We start from the raw sequence: 19,714 nt of genomic DNA on the forward strand, positions 1-19,714 counted from the left end.
CGGGGCGCCATGGGTAGTTGGCCGGAATGACAGGCACCACAAACACGGTTGTACACAGCTTCCGGATCCTGTGTAGCCTGAGCGCTGTAAAGCGGCATCAAGACACCGGCAGCTAGCAGCCATTTCGTCATAAAACGACCTTTTCAGGGTTGAGAGCGTGCTGCGTTCTAATGCGCAATCAAGGTTAATCGCTCTCGTGAACTTCATCCTACGCTGGGACAAAGCGCACACAAAATCTGCGGCATTATATACTGGCGTCACTGAAACGGAAACGACACAGCTTGCCGCGTCCATTCCCGGCGCCGCCCACATCGGAAATCCCATGCAACTCAAGAACCCCATCCTCGGTCTGTGCCAACAGTCCACCTTCATGCTCAGTGCCGCCAAAGTCGACCAATGTCCCGACGACGAAGGCTTTGAAGTGGCTTTCGCCGGGCGTTCCAACGCCGGCAAGTCCAGCGCATTGAACACCCTGACACACGCCAGCCTGGCGCGGACCTCGAAAACTCCGGGTCGCACGCAGCTGTTGAACTTCTTCAAGCTAGACGATGAACGCCGTCTGGTCGACCTGCCGGGTTACGGTTACGCGAAAGTGCCAATCCCGCTGAAGCTGCACTGGCAGCGTCACCTGGAAGCCTATCTGGGCGGTCGCGAGAGTTTGAAAGGTTTGATTCTGATGATGGACATCCGTCATCCAATGACCGATTTCGACCTGCTGATGCTCGATTGGGCCGTCGCCAGCGGCATGCCGATGCATATTTTGCTGACCAAGGCAGACAAGCTGACCTATGGCGCGGCGAAAAACGCGCTGCTCAAGGTTCAGGCGCAAATCCGCAAGGGCTGGGGCGATACGATCACTATCCAGCTGTTTTCGGCACCGAAACGAATGGGGCTGGAAGACGCCTACACTGTACTGGCGGGCTGGATGGAGTTGGCGGACAAGGGCAGCGAGGCTGCCGAGTAAGGCTTTACAGGTGAAAAGCCAGGCAAAAAAAACCCCGGACTTCATATGGGGAGGGAGAAGTTCCGGGGTTCAAGTTCCGGACCGCTAGGGCGGGGTCCAGATATCTGCCAACACTTAACACAACATAGGAGCATCGAAGGGCTTCACCAGCCATTCAGTATCTCTGAGTGGCGGTTCACGGATTTAGTTCAGACTATTTTCAAAAACCATTGGAAATAATCGATGTCATTTTCCGCACTATAGCCCTTCGTTATTTTGTGCTGCGGCATAAGGCCGCAGCACAGGCGTCGTTCAGGCCGATCAGTGCGCTTCATCCCAGTTGTTGCCTACACCTACCTCGACCAGAAGCGGTACATCCAGTTGGGCGGCGCTGCTCATGTGCATGCGAATGTCTTCACGCACCTGATCGATCAGGTCCTCACGCACCTCAAGCACCAATTCATCGTGTACCTGCAAGATGACTTTGGCGTCCAGGCCTGACGAAGTCAGCCAGTTATCCACCGTTACCATGGCTTTCTTGATGATGTCTGCCGCGGTGCCTTGCATCGGGGCGTTGATTGCCGTGCGCTCGGCCGCTTTGCGCAGTGCCTGGTTTTTTGCGTTGATTTCCGGCAGGTAGAGACGACGGCCGAAGATGGTTTCGACGAAACCTTGCTCGGCGGCCTGGGCGCGCGTGCGCTCCATGTATTCCAGTACGCCGGGATAACGGGCGAAGTAGCGGTCGATGTAGGCCTGGGATTGTTTGCGGTCCACGCCGATCTGCTTGGCCAGGCCAAACGCGCTCATGCCGTAGATTAAACCGAAGTTGATGGCTTTCGCGCTGCGACGCTGATCGTTGGTGACCGCGTCCAGTTCGACGCCAAACACCTCTGCGGCCGTTGCCCGGTGTACATCGAGGTTATTGCGGAAGGCATGCAGCAAACCTTCGTCCTTGGCCAGATGCGCCATGATCCGCAGTTCGATTTGCGAGTAGTCCGCGGCCAGCAGCTTGTAGCCTTTCGGCGCGACGAACGCCTGACGAATCCGACGACCTTCGGCAGTGCGAATCGGAATGTTCTGCAGGTTCGGGTCGATCGATGACAAGCGTCCGGTGGCGGCGACGGCTTGCTGGTAAGACGTATGAATGCGCCCGGTGCGAGCGTTGATCTGCTCTGGCAAACGGTCGGTGTAGGTGCTTTTGAGCTTGCTCAGCGAGCGGTATTGCATCAGCACCTTGGGCAGCGGGTAGTCCTGTTCGGCCAATTCGGCCAACACCGCTTCGGCAGTCGAGGCCTGGCCTTTGGCGGTTTTGCTGATTACAGGCAAACCGAGCTTTTCGTAGAGGATCACGCCCAGTTGCTTCGGCGAACCCAGGTTGAACTCTTCACCGGCAATGGCAAAGGCCTCGCGCTCAAGGGCGACCAGTTTCTCGCCCAGTTCGACACTCTGGATGCCCAGCAAGTTGGCATCCACGAGCGCGCCCTGGCGTTCGATTCGGGCCAGAACCGGCATCAGCGGCATTTCAATCTCGTTGAGCACTTTGCCCAGGCTTGGCGTTGCTGCCAGTTTTTCCTGCAAAGCCTGGTGTAGACGGAAGGTGACGTCAGCGTCTTCGGCGGCATAGGGGCCTGCCAGCTCAAGAGAGATCTGGTCGAAACTCAGCTGTTTGACGCCTTTGCCCGCGATCCCTTGAATGTCGGTCTTGCTTTGGCCCAGGTACTTGAGCGCCAGGCTGTCCATGTCGTGGCGGGTGGCCGTCGAGTCCAGGACGTAAGACTCGAGCATGGTGTCGTAAGCAATGCCCTGAACAATAATCCCGCTGGTCTGATCGCCACCGATGGCGCAGTTGGCGAGAATGTTGGTTTCGAACTTGGCGTGTTGGCCGACTTTCAGCTTATTCGGGTTTTCCAGCAGCGGCTTCAGCGCCAGCAGCACCGTATCGCGATCCAGTTGCTCCGGCACGCCCATGTAGGAATGGGTCAGCGGAATGTAGGCCGCTTCGTTGGCCGCGACGGAAAACGACAGACCCACCAGTTGTGCATGTTGGGCATCGCTGCCGTTGGTTTCGGTGACGAAGGCAATCAACGGCGCCTTGTCGAGCTTGTCCAGCCAGGCCTCGAAGTGCTTCTGGTCGAGGATGGTTTCGTACTTCGCTTCGGCGGCGCCCGGCTGTTCCTGGGCGACCTCGACAATTTCCTGACCCGAGCGCTTCGCGTCGCGCTGGTTCTCTTCGAACCAGCTTTTGAATTCCAGCAGGGTGTAGAGCTCGGCGAGTTTGTCGTGATCCGGCTGGCCCATTTGCAGGTCATCGAGACCGATGTCCAGCGGTACGTCGATCTTGATGGTTGCCAATTGATAGGAGAGGAACGCCATCTCCTTATGCTCTTCGAGCTTGGCCGGCAGGGTTTTGGCGCCGCGAATCGGCAGGGTCGGGACGATGTCGAGCTGCGCATAGAGCTCGGTCAGGCCACCGTTCACGCCGACCAGCAGGCCGGAAGCGGTCTTCGGGCCGATACCCGGAACGCCCGGGATGTTGTCGGACGAATCGCCCATCAGTGCCAGATAATCGATGATCTGCTCGGGAGCGACGCCGAATTTCTCCTTCACGCCTTCCACGTCCAGCGCGCTACCGGTCATCGTATTGACCAAGGTAATGTGCCCGTCGACCAGTTGCGCCATGTCCTTGTCGCCGGTGGAGATCACCACCGGACGATCGGCGGCCGCGCTGCTGCGGGCCAGGGTGCCAATCACGTCGTCGGCTTCGACATTGTCCACGCACAGCAATGGAAAGCCCAAGGCCTTGACGCTGGCGTGCAACGGTTCGATCTGAACCCGCATGTCGTCGGGCATGCTTGGGCGATTGGCCTTGTATTCGGCGAACATTGCGTCGCGGAACGTCCCGCCCTTGGCGTCGAACACCACGGCGAACGGGCTGTCCGGATACTGCTTGCGCAGACTCTTGAGCATGTTCAAAACGCCTTTGACCGCACCGGTCGGCAGGCCTTTGGACGTGGTCAGCGGTGGCAGCGCGTGAAAGGCGCGGTACAGATAAGAAGAACCGTCCACCAGGACGAGGGGGGCTTGGCTCATGAGCAGGATCAACCTTTTCGGCGGGTCCGGCGCTAGAATAGCGGGACCGTTGACGACAAAGGGACAAGGTTATCATGCGCACACTAAATCGCTTGTTGCTGGCTGGCTTGTTTGCAATCACTCCATTGGCTGTCATGGCGGCGGACGATGCGCCCTCGGCAGACCCGGATGTAACAATCCGCACGGAAGGCGATAAAACCATTCAGGAGTATCGGCAAAATGGTTTTTTGTATGCCATCAAGGTGACCCCGAAAGTCGGCAAACCGTATTTCCTGGTGCGCGCTGATGGCTCCGACGGTAACTTCATCCGCTCGGACCAGCCGGATATGCTGATTCCGTCGTGGAAAATATTCGAGTGGTAAACCGCTCCTAACTTAAATCGGCGCCGGCAGTCGCGGCGCCCGTACTGGCAGTTTTAACCATGTCTGTGTTCACCCCCCTGGCTCGGCCCGAGCTGGAAACCTTTCTCGCCCCTTACGGGCTTGGCCGCCTGCTTGATTTCCAGGGGATCGCCGCCGGTAGCGAAAACACCAATTTCTTTATCAGCCTGGAGCAGGGCGAGTTTGTCCTGACTCTGGTCGAGCGCGGTCCGGTGCAGGAGATGCCGTTTTTCATCGAACTGCTCGACGTGCTGCACGACGCCAACCTGCCGGTGCCTTATGCCCTGCGCACCACTGACGGCGTCGCCTTGCGCGAACTGGCCGGTAAACCTGCACTGTTGCAGCCCCGTCTGGCGGGCAAGCACATCAAGGACGCCAACGCGCAGCATTGCGCTCAGGTCGGCGAGCTGCTGGCTCATCTGCACCTGGCGACCCAAGCCAACATGATCAAACGCAAAACCGATCGCGGCCTGGACTGGATGCTGGAGGAGGGCACGCAGTTACTTTCGCACCTGAATGCCGAGCAAAGCGATTTACTGCAACGGGCGCTGGATGAAATCACACAGCAGAAGACGAAAATTCTGGCGCTGCCGCGAGCCAACATCCATGCGGACCTGTTCCGCGATAATGCGATGTTCGAAGGCACGCACCTGACCGGGTTGATCGACTTCTACAACGCCTGTTCCGGGCCGATGCTCTATGACGTGGCGATTGCCTTGAACGATTGGTGTTCGGACGAGCAAGGGCAGCTTGATGGCGCTCGGGCGCGGGCATTGCTGGGCGCTTATGCCGCGCTGCGACCGTTTACCGCTGCCGAAGCCGAGCTATGGCCGACCATGCTGCGCGTGGCGTGCGTACGGTTCTGGTTGTCGCGGTTGATCGCCGCGGAGTCTTTCGCCGGGCAGGACGTGTTGATTCACGATCCGATGGAATTTCAGTTGCGGCTGATGCAGCGGCAGAAGATCCACACACCACTGCCTTTCGCCCTTTAAAAGCTTCGCGGGCAAGCCTCGCTCCTACAGAATCGCGTCGTTCGCCAATGTTGTGAACGACGCGATTCTGTAGGAGCGAGGCTTGCCCGCGAATGGGGCGCCGCAGATCCCGCGCCTACAACGACTCCAAACACCCCGCCAAATCATTCCCCAGCTTTTCCAGCAGTTGCTCATACCCTCGAGCGGTCGCTGGCGTGTACCCGCCGAGCGCATCCAGTTCCGCCAGTTTCACCGGCAGCCCGGCCACCAGGGTTTCTGCCAGGCGCGGGCGCAGCGGTGGTTCGCTGAACACGCAAGTCTTGCCGACTTCCTGCAACCGCGTGCGCATCGCCGCCACGTGCTGGGCGCCGGGTTGTACTTCGGCTGCGACACTGAATACGCCAGTGTGCTTGAGGCCATAAGCGTCTTCGAAGTAGTCGAAGGCTTCGTGAAACACGAAGTAAGGCTTGCCCGCGATACCCGCCAGACGAGCCTTCAGGCGCAGATCCAAAGCATCCAGACGCTCATCGAACACCTTGAGGTTGCTCTGGTAGCGCGCCGCGTTGGCCGGATCGGCGGCACTCAGATCGGCGGCCATTTTGGTAGCGATCACGCGGGCGTTGGTCGGTGACAACCACAAATGCGCATCCAGGTTGCCGGGGCGGTGATCGTGGTCATGCTCGTCGGCTTCTTCGGCGTGGGAGTGGTTATCTTCGGCGAAATGTCGCAGTTTCAAACCAGGCAAGTCTTGCACCGCGACGCTGGGCAACGTACGACCTTTCAGCACACGGGGCAGGAAACCTTCCATGTCCGGGCCGATCCAGTACAGAAGATCCACCGATTGCACTTTCCGTACATCGGATGGACGCAAGGCATAGTTATGGGGCGAGGCACCGGGCGGCAGCAAAACTTCCGGAACCGCTACGCCGTCCTGCACCGCCGCGGCTATCAGCTGCAGAGGCTTGACGCTGGTGAGGACTTTAACCTCGGCTTGAGCTGAGCCGATCAGCAGAAAACTGGCGACAAATGCGACAAAGATAGAAAAAAGTCGGGACACGATGACCACTCAAAGAGGCGAGAACGGGTAACATAATAACGTCTCTCACAAAACTCGTCGCCAGCTCATGCCTAAAACACCGATTGCCAGCCGTCCCCACGACCACTCTCATTGCGTGCATAGCGCATTGTCTGAGGCCGATGTCTTGTGCGCACGTCAGGGGCTGCGTCTGACCGCTTTGCGTCGGCGAGTGCTGGAACTGGTATGGCAAAGCCACAAACCGTTGGGTGCCTATGACATTCTGGCGGTGCTCAGCGAGCAGGACGGCCGCCGCGCCGCGCCTCCTACCGTGTACCGCGCGCTGGATTTCCTGCTGGAAAACGGCTTGGTACATCGCATCTCCTCGTTGAACGCCTTCGTCGGCTGCAATCACCCGGAACACGCCCACCAGGGGCAGTTTCTGATTTGCCGCGAATGCCACGCCGCCATCGAACTCGAACAGAAATCCATCAGCGACGCGATTATCGATAGCGCCAAAGATGTCGGATTTATCGTCGAAGCCCAGACCGTTGAAGTCATCGGTCTCTGCTCGGGTTGCCAGGGGGCTTGATGAGCAACGCGCTGATTCGTCTCGAGCAGGTGGCTGTCACCTTTGCCGGGCAAAACGTGCTGGACAACATCGAGCTGAGTGTCGAGCCGGGGCAGATCGTGACCTTGATCGGCCCCAATGGTGCCGGCAAAACCACGCTGGTGCGCGCGGTGCTCGGCCTGTTGAAACCGGACAGCGGCAGCGTCTGGCGCAAGCCGAAGTTGCGCGTCGGTTACATGCCGCAAAAACTCCATGTCGACCCAACCCTGCCGCTTTCGGTGCTGCGCTTCTTGCGTCTGGTGCCGGGCGTGGACCGGGCTCGGGCGTTGGTCGCCCTCAAGGAAGTCGGTGCCGAACAGGTCATCGACAGCCCGGTGCAAAGTGTTTCCGGTGGCGAAATGCAGCGGGTACTGCTGGCGCGGGCATTGCTGCGCGAGCCAGAATTGCTGGTGCTTGACGAGCCGGTACAAGGCGTCGACGTGGCCGGTCAAGCCGAGCTCTACAGCCTGATCACACGCTTGCGTGATCGTCATGGTTGCGGCGTTTTGATGGTTTCTCACGATTTGCATCTGGTGATGAGCACCACCGACCAGGTGGTGTGCCTGAATCGCCACGTCTGCTGTTCCGGACATCCCGAGCAGGTCAGCGGCGATCCCGCATTCGTCGAGCTGTTCGGAAAAAACGCACAAAGCCTGGCGATTTATCATCACCATCACGACCACGCCCACGACCTGCATGGCTCGGTGGTCAGCGCGGGCCCGTCGACTCACGTTCATGGAGATAGCTGCAAGCATGGCTGATTTTCTGCTCTTTGCCCTGCTTGCAGGTCTGGCCCTGGCGCTGGTCGCGGGCCCGTTGGGTTCGTTCGTGGTCTGGCGACGCATGGCCTATTTCGGCGACACGCTATCCCATGCCGCATTGCTCGGCGTGGCACTGGGTTTTCTGCTGGATGTCAGCCCGACCGTTGCCGTCACGGTAGGCTGCTTGTTGCTGGCGGTATTGCTGGTGACGTTGCAACAACGGCAACCGTTGGCTTCCGACACGCTGTTGGGAATTCTCGCACCGAGTACGCTCTCGCTTGGCTTGGTGGTACTAAGCTTCATGCATGAAGTGCGGATCGACCTGATGGCCTATCTGTTCGGCGATTTGCTGGCGATCAGTCCGACCGATCTGGCCTGGATCCTCGGCGGCAGTGCGGCGGTGCTGGTATTACTTGTAACGCTATGGCGACCCTTGCTGGCGATCACGGTGCACGAAGAGCTGGCCAAGGTGGAAGGTTTGCCGGTGGCGGCGTTGCGTCTGGCCCTGATGTTGCTGATCGCCGTGGTGATCGCCGTGGCGATGAAAATCGTCGGCGTGTTGCTGATTACTTCGTTACTGATTATTCCGGCGGCTGCGGCACAGCGTCACGCCCGCTCGCCGGAGCAGATGGCATTGGGCGCGAGCCTGCTGGGCATGCTCGCGGTGTGTGGCGGGCTGGCGTTGTCCTGGTTCAAGGACACCCCGGCCGGCCCGTCGATTGTGGTGACGGCCGCCGCGCTGTTTCTGCTGAGTTTTGTCCTGCCCCGTCGAGGGGTGTAGACTTGCTCGTTTTTTGCGCAAATAGAGAGTCGCAGGAATGAAGCCGTTCGCCTCCCGTTATCTGCTCCTTGTCGCATTTTCGCTGCTGCTGGGCGCTTGCCAAAGCACGCCACCGGCGGCCACCGAGGCCCCCGATGCGCGGGCCACGGCGATCGCACAGCTGGAACAAAGCCTGGCCAGCAGCGAACTGGCCACCGCCGAAGGACAATTGGCGGCTTTGCAGGCCGAGTCGCCCAACGATCAATCCCTCGAGCAATACCAGCGGCAATTGGCCGAAGCTTATTTGCTGCGCAGCCAGATCGTGCTGCAAAAAGGTGATGTCAATGCAGCGGCCACGGCGCTGAGCCGCGCCCGGGTATTGATGCCCAAGGCCCCGGCGCTGACCGGTGGCGTCAACAACGCCATTGTCCATGCGCGCAAGGCTGAACTGGATAAAGCCGAAGCAGCTCTCAAGGCTGCCGAAGCCAAACCTCAGGCCAAAGTCATCGACCCGACGGCTGAAAGCACTACGGTGGCGTTGAACCTCACCGATATGAGCAAGCTTCGTCGTCAACTGGATGCCATCGCCGCCGATGTGGTGAATTATCAGTGCGACGTGAGCATTCAGGCTCCGCGCACCCAGGATTACCCATGGCTGGCCACGCTGTTGACCAAACGGGTGAAGAAGCTGGATTCGGAGTTTGATCTGAAGCTGGAGAAACAGATTCTGCGCAACATTCCGGCGCAGATGGTTTTGAGTCCGCGTAAGCCTTAAAAGCTTCGCGGGCAAGCCTCGCTCCTACAGGTTGGTATCGTTTCCGTAATCAACGAACGACACTAAACCTGTAGGAGCGAGGCTTGCCCGCGAAGGCGTCCTCCTGTTCGATAAAAATCCTCAAGCCGGAACCGCCTAGCCTAGGCCTTTGGCTCCCTACCTTTGATCGCGTTATTGCCAAATCGCTGGTTGAATGCGAAATAAATGCTAAGAACCTCTATACGGACAGGCTAAAATGCGCGCCCGGCTAACCGCTGATCCTTTTCTAACGCGCCCCACAAGGTTCGCTACGTGATCGAGTTTCAAAACGTCCACAAAACTTACCGCGTCGCCGGTAAGGATATTCCCGCCCTGCATCCGACCAGTCTGACGATTGAGAATGGTCAGGTTTTTGGTCTGATCGGCCATTCCGGCGCGGGAAAAAGTACCCTGCTGCGTCTGATCAATCGCCTGGAAAACTCCAGTGGCGGCAAGATCATCGTCGATGGTGAAGAAGTCACCGCGCTGGATGCCGATAGCCTGCGGCGCTTCCGTCAGCAGGTCGGGATGATTTTCCAGCACTTCAACCTGCTGGCCTCCAAAACCGTGGCCGACAATGTCGCGCTGCCGCTGACCCTCGCCGGTGAACTGTCCCGTCGCGAAATCGACCGGCGTGTGGCGGAGTTGCTGGCGCGGGTCGGCCTGGCTGACCATGCGAAAAAGTACCCGGCGCAATTGTCCGGCGGTCAGAAGCAGCGTGTCGGCATCGCCCGCGCCCTGGCGACCAAACCGAAAATCCTGTTGTGCGATGAAGCCACCAGTGCCCTGGACCCGCAAACCACGGCGTCGGTCCTGCAACTGCTGGCCGAGATCAACCGCGAGCTGAAACTGACCATCGTCCTGATCACCCACGAAATGGATGTAATCCGTCGGGTCTGCGATCAGGTGGCGGTGATGGACGCCGGCAAGATCGTCGAGCAAGGTCCGGTGGCCGAGGTGTTCCTGCATCCCAAGCACCCGACCACCAAGCGCTTCGTGCAGGAAGACGAGCAAATCGACGAAAGCGAACAGCGCGACGACTTCGCTCACGTACCTGGGCGTATCGTGCGTCTGACCTTCCAGGGCGAAGCGACCTACGCGCCGTTGCTGGGTACCGTCGCCCGGGAAACGGGCGTGGACTACAGCATCCTGGCCGGTCGCATCGATCGCATCAAAGACGTCCCTTACGGGCAATTGACCCTGGCCGTCACCGGTGGCGACATGGAAGCGGCGTTTGCTCACTTCACCGCAGCTGACGTCCATATGGAGGTGCTGCGCTGATGGAAGTCCTGATGAGTTTCTTTTCCAATATCGACTGGTACGAAATCTGGCTGGCTACCGGCGATACCCTGTTGATGCTCGGCGGTTCGCTGCTATTCACCGTGCTGTTGGGCCTGCCGCTGGGCGTGCTGTTGTTCCTGTGCAGCCCGCGCCAGTTGCTGGAAGCCAAAGGCGTCTACGCGATGTTGTCGCTGCTGGTGAACATTCTGCGTTCGCTGCCCTTCATTATTCTGCTGATCGTGATGATTCCGTTCACTGTGTTGATCACGGGCACCTCTCTGGGGGTCGCCGGTGCGATTCCACCGCTGGTGGTGGGCGCCACGCCGTTCTTCGCGCGACTGGTGGAAACCGCCTTGCGTGAAGTGGATCGCGGCATCATCGAGGCGACCCAGGCCATGGGCGCAACGACACGTCAGATCATCATCAATGCTTTGCTGCCGGAAGCCCGCCCGGGCATCTTCGCGGCGATTACGGTGACAGCGATTACACTGGTGTCCTACACGGCAATGGCCGGTGTGGTCGGCGCTGGCGGCCTGGGCGACCTGGCGATCCGTTTCGGTTACCAGCGTTTCCAGACGGATGTGATGGTTGTGACGGTGGTGTTGCTGCTGGTGCTGGTTCAAGTGCTGCAAACCGTTGGCGACAAATTGGTTGTCCACTTCTCACGTAAATAAGTCATGAGCCGGCCATTCGCTGGCAGGCGCCAAACGGGCGCCTCACAAGGAGTTAGCTGAATGAAAAAACTACTCGTCGCGTTCGCTGCCGTTGCAGCCTTTTCCGCACACGCTGCCGACACCCTGACCGTCGCGGCCACCCCGGTGCCTCACGCGGAAATCCTCGAGTTCGTTAAACCGGCCCTGGCCAAAGAAGGCGTGGATCTGAAGGTCAAAGTCTTCACCGACTACATCCAGCCGAACGTGCAGGTGGCCGAGAAGCGTCTGGACGCCAACTTCTTCCAGCACCAGCCGTACCTGGATGAGTTCAACAAGGCCAAGGGCACCAACCTCGTCAGCGTTGCCGGTGTACACCTGGAGCCGCTGGGCGCTTACTCCAGCAAGTACAAAGCGCTGACCGAGCTGCCGGGCGGCGCCAACGTGGTGATCCCGAACGACGCCACCAACGGCGGCCGTGCGCTGTTGCTGCTGGCGAAGGCTGGCCTGATCAAGTTGAAGGATTCGAACAACATCCTGTCGACCGTGAAGGACATCACTGAGAACACCAAGGACCTGAAATTCCGTGAACTGGAAGCCGCGACCATCCCGCGCGTGCTGACTCAGGTAGACTTGGCGCTGATCAACACCAACTACGCGCTGGAAGCCAAGCTTGATCCGTCCAAGGACGCACTGGTTATCGAAGGTAGCGACTCGCCGTACGTGAACATCCTCGTTGCCCGTCCAGACGACAAGGACAGCGCCGCGATGCAGAAACTGGTTGCTGCCCTGCACAGCCCGGAAGTGAAAGCCTTCATTCTCGAGAAGTACAAAGGTGCGGTAGTGCCGGCGTTCTGACGTTGAAGGGGACGCAGAGCGTCCCTGGCTGCATTCCCACGCGGAGCGTGGGAACGATCAAAAACGGGGACGCATTGATTGCGTCCCCGTTTTTTTATGCCTGAAACACCCAATCCTGTAGGAGCCAGGCTTGCCGGCGAAGGCGCCCGTGAGATCGCCTTCGCCGGCAAGCCTGGCTCCTACAGAGGGTGGTGTTGGTTACTCGCGCTTGAGCATCACCGGCAACTGCGCCACCAGTTTCTGATTGTTCAACGGTGCACGAATGAACCCGCGTTGAGTCCCGTCCGGCCCGATCACTGCGAGGTTGCCGCTGTGGTCGACGGTGTAGTTCGGCTTACTGGTGTCCGCCGGAATAAACGGAATACTCACCGCATTGGCCAGCTTCTGAAGGTCTTCGACCGAGGATGCCGTCAGCCCGATGAACTGTGGATCGAAGTAGCCCAGGTATTGCTTGAGTTGCTTGGGCGTATCGCGGTTCGGGTCGACGCTGACCAAAACGACCTGCAACTTGTCCACAGCATCCGCCGGCAGTTCACTCTTGATCTGCCGCAGTTGGGCGAGGGTGGTCGGGCAGATGTCCGGGCAGAAGGTGTAGCCGAAGAACAACACACTCCATTTGCCTTTCAGCTCGTTGATCGCTACCGGTTTACCGTCCTGATCGGTCATCTTCACGTCCGGCAGGTTACGGCTTTGGGGCAACAGGATGATCCCCGCATCGATCAGTGCCGTCGGGTCGCCCTGGTTTTTTCCGGTCAGAACTTTATTGATGGTCAGGCCCAGGATCAGCGCGATCAAGGCGACGAGAATGAAGACGGTTTTCTGGGTTCGAGTCATAGGTTCAACAGTAAGTAGTGGTCTACGAGCAGCGCGATAAACAGCAGGAACAAGTAGTAAATAGAGTACTTGAACGTGTTGATCGCCGCGTGCGGCCGAGTGCCACGGTACAGCACCACGGCCCATTGCAGAAACCTCGCGCCCAGTGCGAGGGCACAAATCAGGTAGAGCACGCCGCTCATGTGGATCACGTAGGGCATCAGGCTGACGGCCAGTAGCGCAAAGGTATAAAGCAGGATGTGGACTTTGGTGTAGTGCTCGCCATGGGTCACCGGCAGCATCGGAATGTCAGCCTTGGCGTATTCCTCTTTGCGGTGAATCGCCAGCGCCCAGAAGTGCGGCGGGGTCCAGGCGAAGATAATCAGCACCAACAGCAACGGTTCGGCGCTGACATGGCCGGTGGCGGCGGTCCAGCCGAGCAGCGGCGGGGCCGCACCAGCGAGGCCGCCGATGACGATGTTCTGCGGCGTCGCGCGTTTCAGGAAGCCGGTGTAAACCACGGCATAACCGAGCAAGGAGGCGAGGGTCAGCCATGCCGTCAACGGGTTGGTGAAGGCCAGCAGCAGAGCTTGGCCGAGCACTGCCAGCACCAGAGCGAAAGTCAGCGCAGCGGTTGGAGAAACCCGACCTTCGGCCAAGGGCCGCTTGCGAGTTCGGGCCATGACCGCGTCGATGCGCCGGTCCACCACATGGTTGACCGCCGCCGCACCGCCTGCACACAAGGCAATCCCCAGATTGCCGAACACCAGCACCGTCCACGGCACCCCGGCGCGCGTCGCGAGAAACATGCCGACCAGCGAGGTGATGAGCATCAGCACCACCACTTTCGGCTTGGTCAGCTCCAGGTAATCGCGCCAGATTGCCTGACTGTGACGTTCGCCGATCAGGGTCGCCATGGCATTTCTCCTTTTATTGTTATGGGCCCGGCCGAGTGTTTACGCAGGCTGAGACGCCAGCGTACTGGGGGCTGATGCTTGACCCGAACCAGGCTGGTTCGCGCGTGATAATTGACCAGCACCATCGTCAGCAACAGCGCTGCGCCACCGGCGTTGTGGGCGACGGCCACCGGCAGAGGCAAGTGGAACACCACATTGCTGATGCCCAGAGTGATTTGTGCGGCCAGGGCGATCAGCACCATGGCGGCCAGGCGCGTCATGCCGACAGCCTTCAGTTGCCAGGCCAGACCGAGCAGCACGAGGGTGACCAGCAATGCGCCGATGCGGTGAGTCAGATGAATCGCGGTGCGGGCATCGCTGTCCAGTTGCCCGCCCAGGTAATTGGGGCCGATGTGTTGGGTCAGGTGAAAGCCGTTGGCGAAATCAGTCGGTGGCAGCCATTGCCCGTGGCAGGTTGGAAAGTCGATGCAGGCCACCGCCGCGTAATTGGAGCTGACCCAGCCACCCAGGGCAATTTGCAGGATCACCAGCAATAAGCCAGCGGTGGCCCAGTGCTGCAAACGCCGTGGCACGGTGAGCGCCGGCAACACGCCGGACAGGCGCAAGGTCAACAGAAACAACAGGCTCAAGGTCGCAAAGCCGCCGAGCAAATGCCCGGTGACCACTTGCGGCCAGAGCTTGAGCGTCACCGTCCACATGCCGAATGCCGCTTGGGCGAACACCACCGCCAGCACAAACAACGGCAGTTTCACGGGCTGCCCCGGGTGATGACGATGGGTCCAGGCGCGGCCCGCCAGCACCGCGATCAGCAGCCCCAATGTGCCGGCGAAGTAGCGATGAAGCATCTCGTTCCAGCCTTTGTTGGCTTCCACCGGGGCGTCGGGAAAGTGCAGTTCGGCATGGGCCAGTTGGGCTTCGCTATTCGGCACGCTGATAAAGCTGTAGCAGCCGGGCCAGTCCGGACAACCAAGACCCGCATGGGTCAGGCGGGTGTAGGCGCCGAGCAACACCACAATCAGTGCCAGCAAGGTGGCAAACAGCGCGAGGCGAAATCCAGGTTTGGCCATGACGATGCCCTTATCCGATGTTCGACAGTTTCAGCAAATGGCGCAGGTCGTTGAGCAGGTCCTTGCCCTTCACCGTCGGGTCGTAGCGCAGCACCAGGTTGCCGTGAGGGTCGATGATCCACAGGTGCGGCGTGTCATTGCTCTGAGCGCCTTTGCTGTAGGTCGGCGGGTCCAGGGAATAACGTTGCAGCTGCGGGTACTCACGTTGAAGTTTAGTCTCGTAATCGCTGTTCAGCGGCTGTGCGATGGCCAGCGCATGGCTGGCGCGGGAAGCATCGCGACCGAGGCCGATCTGGATCTGGCGCGCCAGATACACCAGCTGCTGGCAGTCCACTGAACAGTCCTTGGGCGCTGTCACCAGTAACTGCCAGCGGTCTTCTTGCGCCGGTACGCCGATGTCGGTGCGGGTCTGGCCGTTGCCGATCAGTTCGCCGTGATAACTGCGGCCCTCCGGCACCCAGAACTGCAATTTGTACATGCCGGTGGCGAGGATCATCGGACCCACCACTCCCAACAGGATCAGTAACAACTGCAAGCGCCCGCGCCGACGATTTACCGGCGTTTTCGCCTCAGACATGCCGGGTGGATTCATGGCCGCTCCCATTATTGTTCTCCTTTGCGTTGTGCCAACCGAGATAGAGGTAAAGGCCGAGCAGGGCTATCGACAGGGCGAACCACTGCACGGCATAAGCCAAGTGTTTTTCCGGCCCCATGGCCACCACCGGCCAATCGGCCTGGTAGGTCGCGGGGCCGCTTTGTGCGCGTAATTCGTAGGCGAAACCGTCACGGTCAAGCGCCGCCCAGAGCCTGGCCGGTTCAATGGCGGTGACCAGTTGTGGCCAGGTCGTGGCGTCTGGGTCGGTATGCAACTGGAACGTTGCGCCGGGGGAAACGTAGACCCAGGCGTCGAGGCTCAATGCCTGAGTCGGTGTGGCGAATGACGGCGGTGTGCGCCGATCCGGCCACGGCAACCAGCCGCGATTGACCAGCAGCCAGAGCCCGGTTGCCCGGTCCTGAAACGGTTGCAGCAGCTCGACCCCGACCTTGCCGTCGCGCTGACGGTTGTCCAGCAGCAGGCTGTGTTCGGCATCGAACTGGCCATGCAGGCGAACCCGGCGGAAGGCCGGATCTTCGGCGTGTTGCAGTTCAGTGCTGGCCATCGGTTCGGCTACCCGGCGCTCGGCGTAGCTTTGCAGCAACGCGCTTTTCTCCGCGCCCCGGCTCAACTGCCAGAACCCGAGTGACACCAGCAAAGGCAGCAGCATCGCGACCACCAGGGTCGGCAAGAGGCCCGGCCGGAAGCGTTTCATGGCGTCGCCAGAAAGTCGGTAATCGCGATAGCTATACTCAAATGCATCGCCTGTCCCCCGGAGTGTCACCATGCTCAAAGCAGCCATCGTCCTGATGCTGATTGCCACGGTTGTCAGCCTGTTCAGCGGCCTGTTTTTTCTGGTCAAGGACGACAGCAGCTCGAACCGCCTCGTCATTGCCTTGAGTGTTCGTGTTGCGCTGGCCGCCATAACCGTCGGCTTGATTGCCTGGGGTTTTTTCAGCGGCCAACTGGTGTCGCACGTACCTTGGTAAGCCTCAGAGCACGTAGACGAAAACGAAAAGACCGATCCACACCACGTCCACGAAGTGCCAGTACCAGCTCGCCGCCTCGAAGGCGAATTGATGGTCGGCATCGAAGTGCCCGCGCATGATCCGCATCAGCATGACAAACAGAATGATGGTGCCGATGGTCACGTGGGCGCCGTGGAAACCGGTGAGCATGAAGAAGGTCGCGCCATAGATGCCGGAGCCCAGAGTCAGGCCCAGTTCGTGGTAGGCGTGCAGGTATTCTTCGGCCTGGAAACCGAGAAACGCGCAACCGAGCAACACGGTCAGCGCCAGCCAGATTTTCAGTGCGCCGCGATGGCCTTTTTTCAAGGCGTGGTGAGCAATGGTCACGGTGACGCTGGAACTCACCAGCAGCACGGTATTGAGCAGCGGCAGGCCCCAGGGGCTGATGACTTCCTTGGGGGGAGGAAAGAGTTTCGAGTCCGGGTTGTTCAGCAGCGGCCAGGTGAATTCAAACGCCGGCCACAGCATGTGAGCGAGGCCTTTGGTGCCTTCACCGCCCAGTGCCGGCCCCGCGATGTTGCGCACATAAAACAACGCACCGAAAAAGGCGATGAAGAACATCACCTCCGAGAAAATGAACCAGCTCATGCCCCAGCGGAACGAGCGGTCCATCTGTGCGCTGTACAACCCTTGGCGACTTTCCTTGATCACCGTACCGAACCAGCCGAACAGCATGTAGGCCAGCAGCAATCCGCCGACGAAAAAGATCAGCGGGCCGTGGGATTCCGGCCGCGCAGCCTTCAGGTCGTTGAACCAGGTGCCCAGGCCGAACACCGTGACGAACATGCCGACCGTGGCGATAATCGGCCATTTGCTCTGGGCCGGAACGTAATAATGTTCATGAGTTGCCATTTATTGTTCTCCTTATCGGGCACGCTTTAACGTCTAGCCGCCGGTGCTTGCTGCAACAGCCACGGGCGGATGACGTGCGGTGATATCGAACAGCGTGTAGGACAGCGTCAGGTGCTTCACTTCCTTGGGCATGTCGCGGTCAACAATGAACCGTACCGGCATCTCGATTCGCTGACCGGGCTGCAGCACTTGCTGGGTAAAGCAGAAACATTCGGTCTTGTGGAAGTACGCGGCTGCGTTGCTGGGCGCGATGCTCGGCACTGCCTGAGCACTCATCGGGCGATCAGTCGGGTTATGGGCGATAAAAATCATCTCGTTCACCGCCCCGGGGTGCGCGACCAGTTCATCGCCCTTGGGATAGAAATCCCAGGTCATGTCGGCGGCATTGGTCGACAGAAACTGCACGCGAACCTGCCGCGAGTCGTCGACCGTTTGCTCGCCTTCATACTGCCCGGAGGTTTTGCCATTGATGCCGAACGCCTTGCACATCACGTCGTAGATCGGCACCAGGGCAAAGCCGAAGACAAACATCGCCACCACCACCAGCAACAGGCGAGTGACCAGTTTCTTCATCGAAATCGAATCAGCCATGGTGCAAGCCCTCCACATTGAACCCTGTGGGAGCGGGCTTGCTCGCGAAGAACGATGACGCGGTCCGTCTACCAGACCGCGTCGCCTGCTTCGCGAGCAAGCCCGCTCCCACAAAGGCCAGCGCGTTCATTTCACTTCCGGCGGTGTGGTGAAGGTGTGATACGGCGCCGGCGATGGAATGCTCCACTCCAGGCCTTCGGCCCCATCCCACGGTTTGGCCGGTGCCGGCTCGCCGCCACGAATGGTCTTGATCACGATGAACAGGAAGAAGATCTGTGTGGCGCCAAACATGAACGCACCAATCGACGACACCATGTTGAAGTCGGCGAATTGCAGGTTGTAGTCCGGAATCCGCCGCGGCATGCCTGCCAGGCCCACGAAGTGCATCGGGAAGAACGCCATGTTCATGCCGATGAACGAGAGCCAGAAGTGCAGCTTGCCAAGGGTTTCGTCGTACATGTGGCCGGTCCATTTCGGCAGCCAGTAGTAGGCCGAGGCGAAGATCCCGAAGATCGCCCCCGGCACCAGCACGTAATGGAAATGCGCGACCACGAAGTAGGTGTCCTGGTATTGGAAGTCCGCCGGGGCGATGGCCAGCATCAACCCGGAGAACCCGCCAATGGAGAACAGAATGACGAACGCCACGGCGAACAGCATCGGCGTCTCGAAGGTCAGCGAGCCTTGCCACATAGTGCTGGCCCAGTTGAACACCTTGACCCCGGTGGGCACCGCGATCAGCAGCGTTGCGTACATGAAGAACAACTCGCCCACCAGCGGAATGCCGACCACGAACATGTGGTGCGCCCAGACGATGAACGACAGGAACGCAATACTCGCCGTGGCGTAGACCATCGAGGTGTAGCCGAACAATGGCTTGCGCGAAAAAGCCGGAATGATCGAGCTGACGGCACCAAAGGCCGGCAGGATCATGATGTACACCTCGGGGTGACCGAAGAACCAGAACACATGCTGGAACAACACCGGGTCACCGCCACCGGCGGCACTGAAGAAGCTGGTGCCGAAGTGGATGTCCATCAGCATCATGGTCACGCAGCCGGCCAGCACTGGCATCACTGCAATCAGCAGGAACGCGGTGATCAGCCAGGTCCAGACGAACAGTGGCATTTTCATCAGCGTCATGCCGGGGGCGCGCAGGTTGAGGATGGTCGCGATCACGTTGATCGCCCCCATGATCGAACTGATCCCCATCAAGTGGATGGCGAAAATGAAGAACGTCACGCTTTCCGGCGCGTAGGTCGTCGACAGCGGGGCATAGAAGGTCCAGCCGAAATTCGGCCCGCCGCCAGGGGTGAAGAGGGTCGATACCAGTAGCAGGAATGCTGCCGGCAACAGCCAGAAACTGAAGTTGTTCATCCTCGGCAAGGCCATGTCCGGTGCGCCGATCATCAACGGGATCATCCAGTTGGCGAGGCCGACGAAGGCCGGCATCACCGCACCGAACACCATCACCAGACCGTGCATGGTGGTCATCTGGTTGAAGAATTCCGGCTGGACGATTTGCAGTCCCGGCTGGAACAGTTCGGCACGGATTACCATGGCGAACGAGCCACCCAGCAGGAACATGGAGAACGCAAACCACAGGTACAGCGTGCCGATATCCTTATGGTTGGTGGTCAGCACCCAGCGCATCAGGCCTTTGGCGGGGCCGTGGGCATGGGCGGTGCCGGTATGAACATGGTCATCGACTACAACTGTCATGTCCTGTCTCCTGCAAACGG

At 59.7% G+C, this 19,714-nt stretch carries 21 protein-coding genes and 1 pseudogene; 11 read left to right on the forward strand and 11 right to left on the reverse strand.

The genetic code is table 11. The features are described from left to right. Positions 1–131, reverse strand: a pseudogene (locus ACIPLA_RS13975) (cytochrome c5 family protein); the annotation flags it as partial. A 191-nt stretch (positions 132–322) separates the two neighbouring features. On the opposite strand from ACIPLA_RS13975, the gene yihA reads away from it, so the two are divergent. Then, the gene (gene yihA, locus ACIPLA_RS13980; RefSeq protein ID WP_123500515.1) at positions 323–964 is read left to right on the forward strand and encodes a ribosome biogenesis GTP-binding protein YihA/YsxC; all 642 of its coding nucleotides are present in this window, start codon (positions 323–325) and stop codon (positions 962–964) included. A 300-nt stretch (positions 965–1,264) separates the two neighbouring features. On the opposite strand, the gene polA is transcribed toward yihA, so the two are convergent. Continuing rightward, the gene (gene polA / locus ACIPLA_RS13985) at positions 1,265–4,033 is read right to left on the reverse strand and encodes a DNA polymerase I (RefSeq protein WP_401173621.1); all 2,769 of its coding nucleotides are present in this window, start codon (positions 4,031–4,033) and stop codon (positions 1,265–1,267) included. 74 nt (positions 4,034–4,107) lie between these two features. Between polA and ACIPLA_RS13990 the strand changes: the two genes are divergently transcribed. Both ACIPLA_RS13990 and ACIPLA_RS13995 read left to right on the forward strand, forming a co-directional pair. Next, a complete protein-coding gene (locus ACIPLA_RS13990) occupies positions 4,108–4,395 on the forward strand; it encodes a DUF2782 domain-containing protein (protein ID WP_008076254.1) in 288 nt (95 codons plus the stop codon). Between the two features lie 59 nt (positions 4,396–4,454). After that, positions 4,455–5,405 carry a homoserine kinase gene (locus tag ACIPLA_RS13995; protein ID WP_192345223.1) on the forward strand — a complete coding sequence of 317 codons (951 nt, stop codon included), beginning with the start codon at positions 4,455–4,457 and terminating at the stop codon, positions 5,403–5,405. Positions 5,406–5,520: 115 nt separating this feature from the next. Here ACIPLA_RS13995 and znuA read toward each other — a convergent pair whose 3' ends face one another. Beyond that, on the reverse strand, positions 5,521–6,441 hold the full coding sequence (gene znuA / locus ACIPLA_RS14000; RefSeq protein WP_401173623.1) for a zinc ABC transporter substrate-binding protein ZnuA: 921 nt from the start codon (positions 6,439–6,441) through the stop codon (positions 5,521–5,523). A gap of 67 nt (positions 6,442–6,508) precedes the next feature. Here znuA and zur point away from each other — a divergent pair, with 67 nt between their 5' ends. The 7 genes from zur (at position 6,509) to ACIPLA_RS14035 (ending at position 12,112) form a co-directional block, all read left to right on the forward strand. Continuing rightward, positions 6,509–6,991, forward strand: a complete 483-nt coding sequence (gene zur, locus ACIPLA_RS14005) for a zinc uptake transcriptional repressor Zur (protein ID WP_008076248.1) — start codon at positions 6,509–6,511, stop codon at positions 6,989–6,991. Continuing rightward, positions 6,991–7,770: a zinc ABC transporter ATP-binding protein ZnuC gene (gene znuC, locus ACIPLA_RS14010; protein ID WP_192345225.1), complete on the forward strand. Its 780-nt coding sequence runs from the start codon at positions 6,991–6,993 to the stop codon at positions 7,768–7,770. Before zur ends, znuC begins: the two co-directional genes overlap by 1 nt. Then, on the forward strand, positions 7,763–8,551 hold the full coding sequence (gene znuB, locus ACIPLA_RS14015; protein ID WP_192345226.1) for a zinc ABC transporter permease subunit ZnuB: 789 nt from the start codon (positions 7,763–7,765) through the stop codon (positions 8,549–8,551). Before znuC ends, znuB begins: the two co-directional genes overlap by 8 nt. Before the next feature lie 37 nt (positions 8,552–8,588). Continuing rightward, positions 8,589–9,305: a PA5502 family lipoprotein gene (locus ACIPLA_RS14020; RefSeq protein ID WP_401173626.1), complete on the forward strand. Its 717-nt coding sequence runs from the start codon at positions 8,589–8,591 to the stop codon at positions 9,303–9,305. Between the two features lie 291 nt (positions 9,306–9,596). Continuing rightward, entirely contained in the window at positions 9,597–10,604 is a 1,008-nt protein-coding gene (locus ACIPLA_RS14025) for a methionine ABC transporter ATP-binding protein (protein WP_218395776.1), read from the forward strand. Next, complete coding sequence (locus ACIPLA_RS14030) at positions 10,604–11,278, forward strand: methionine ABC transporter permease (RefSeq protein WP_401173628.1); 675 nt, start codon at positions 10,604–10,606, stop codon at positions 11,276–11,278. Before ACIPLA_RS14025 ends, ACIPLA_RS14030 begins: the two co-directional genes overlap by 1 nt. 60 nt (positions 11,279–11,338) lie before the next feature. Then, entirely contained in the window at positions 11,339–12,112 is a 774-nt protein-coding gene (locus ACIPLA_RS14035) for a MetQ/NlpA family ABC transporter substrate-binding protein (RefSeq protein ID WP_123500530.1), read from the forward strand. Positions 12,113–12,310: 198 nt separating this feature from the next. Here ACIPLA_RS14035 and ACIPLA_RS14040 read toward each other — a convergent pair whose 3' ends face one another. The 5 genes from ACIPLA_RS14040 to ACIPLA_RS14060 are packed head-to-tail and all read right to left on the reverse strand — an operon-like array spanning position 12,311 to position 16,219. Then, positions 12,311–12,946, reverse strand: coding sequence for an SCO family protein (locus ACIPLA_RS14040; RefSeq protein ID WP_063341991.1), 636 nt, complete (start codon positions 12,944–12,946; stop codon positions 12,311–12,313). Next, a complete protein-coding gene (gene cyoE / locus ACIPLA_RS14045; protein WP_192345230.1) occupies positions 12,943–13,842 on the reverse strand; it encodes a heme o synthase in 900 nt (299 codons plus the stop codon). Before cyoE ends, ACIPLA_RS14040 begins: the two co-directional genes overlap by 4 nt. After that, positions 13,830–14,909 (reverse strand): heme A synthase, encoded by a 1,080-nt coding sequence (locus ACIPLA_RS14050; protein ID WP_401173631.1) that lies wholly within the window; start codon positions 14,907–14,909, stop codon positions 13,830–13,832. The genes cyoE and ACIPLA_RS14050 overlap by 13 nt, the downstream gene beginning before the upstream one ends. A 10-nt stretch (positions 14,910–14,919) precedes the next feature. Next, positions 14,920–15,513, reverse strand: coding sequence for a hypothetical protein (locus ACIPLA_RS14055; protein WP_192345232.1), 594 nt, complete (start codon positions 15,511–15,513; stop codon positions 14,920–14,922). Further along, entirely contained in the window at positions 15,479–16,219 is a 741-nt protein-coding gene (locus ACIPLA_RS14060) for an SURF1 family protein (RefSeq protein ID WP_401173633.1), read from the reverse strand. The genes ACIPLA_RS14055 and ACIPLA_RS14060 overlap by 35 nt, the downstream gene beginning before the upstream one ends. Positions 16,220–16,289: 70 nt before the next feature. On the opposite strand from ACIPLA_RS14060, the gene ACIPLA_RS14065 reads away from it, so the two are divergent. Further along, positions 16,290–16,493, forward strand: a complete 204-nt coding sequence (locus ACIPLA_RS14065) for a twin transmembrane helix small protein (protein ID WP_008152470.1) — start codon at positions 16,290–16,292, stop codon at positions 16,491–16,493. A gap of 3 nt (positions 16,494–16,496) precedes the next feature. On the opposite strand, the gene ACIPLA_RS14070 is transcribed toward ACIPLA_RS14065, so the two are convergent. The 3 genes from ACIPLA_RS14070 to ctaD all read right to left on the reverse strand — a co-directional run bounded on the left by ACIPLA_RS14070 (position 16,497) and on the right by ctaD (position 19,694). Then, entirely contained in the window at positions 16,497–17,384 is an 888-nt protein-coding gene (locus ACIPLA_RS14070) for a cytochrome c oxidase subunit 3 (protein WP_218395784.1), read from the reverse strand. 33 nt (positions 17,385–17,417) lie between these two features. Further along, positions 17,418–17,975, reverse strand: a complete 558-nt coding sequence (locus tag ACIPLA_RS14075; protein ID WP_218395786.1) for a cytochrome c oxidase assembly protein — start codon at positions 17,973–17,975, stop codon at positions 17,418–17,420. 126 nt (positions 17,976–18,101) lie between these two features. Continuing rightward, on the reverse strand, positions 18,102–19,694 hold the full coding sequence (gene ctaD / locus ACIPLA_RS14080; protein ID WP_218395788.1) for a cytochrome c oxidase subunit I: 1,593 nt from the start codon (positions 19,692–19,694) through the stop codon (positions 18,102–18,104). Positions 19,695–19,714: the final 20 nt, after the last annotated feature.

The organism is Pseudomonas sp. NPDC086112 (assembly GCF_044746425.1).
Lineage (GTDB): Bacteria > Pseudomonadota > Gammaproteobacteria > Pseudomonadales > Pseudomonadaceae > Aquipseudomonas.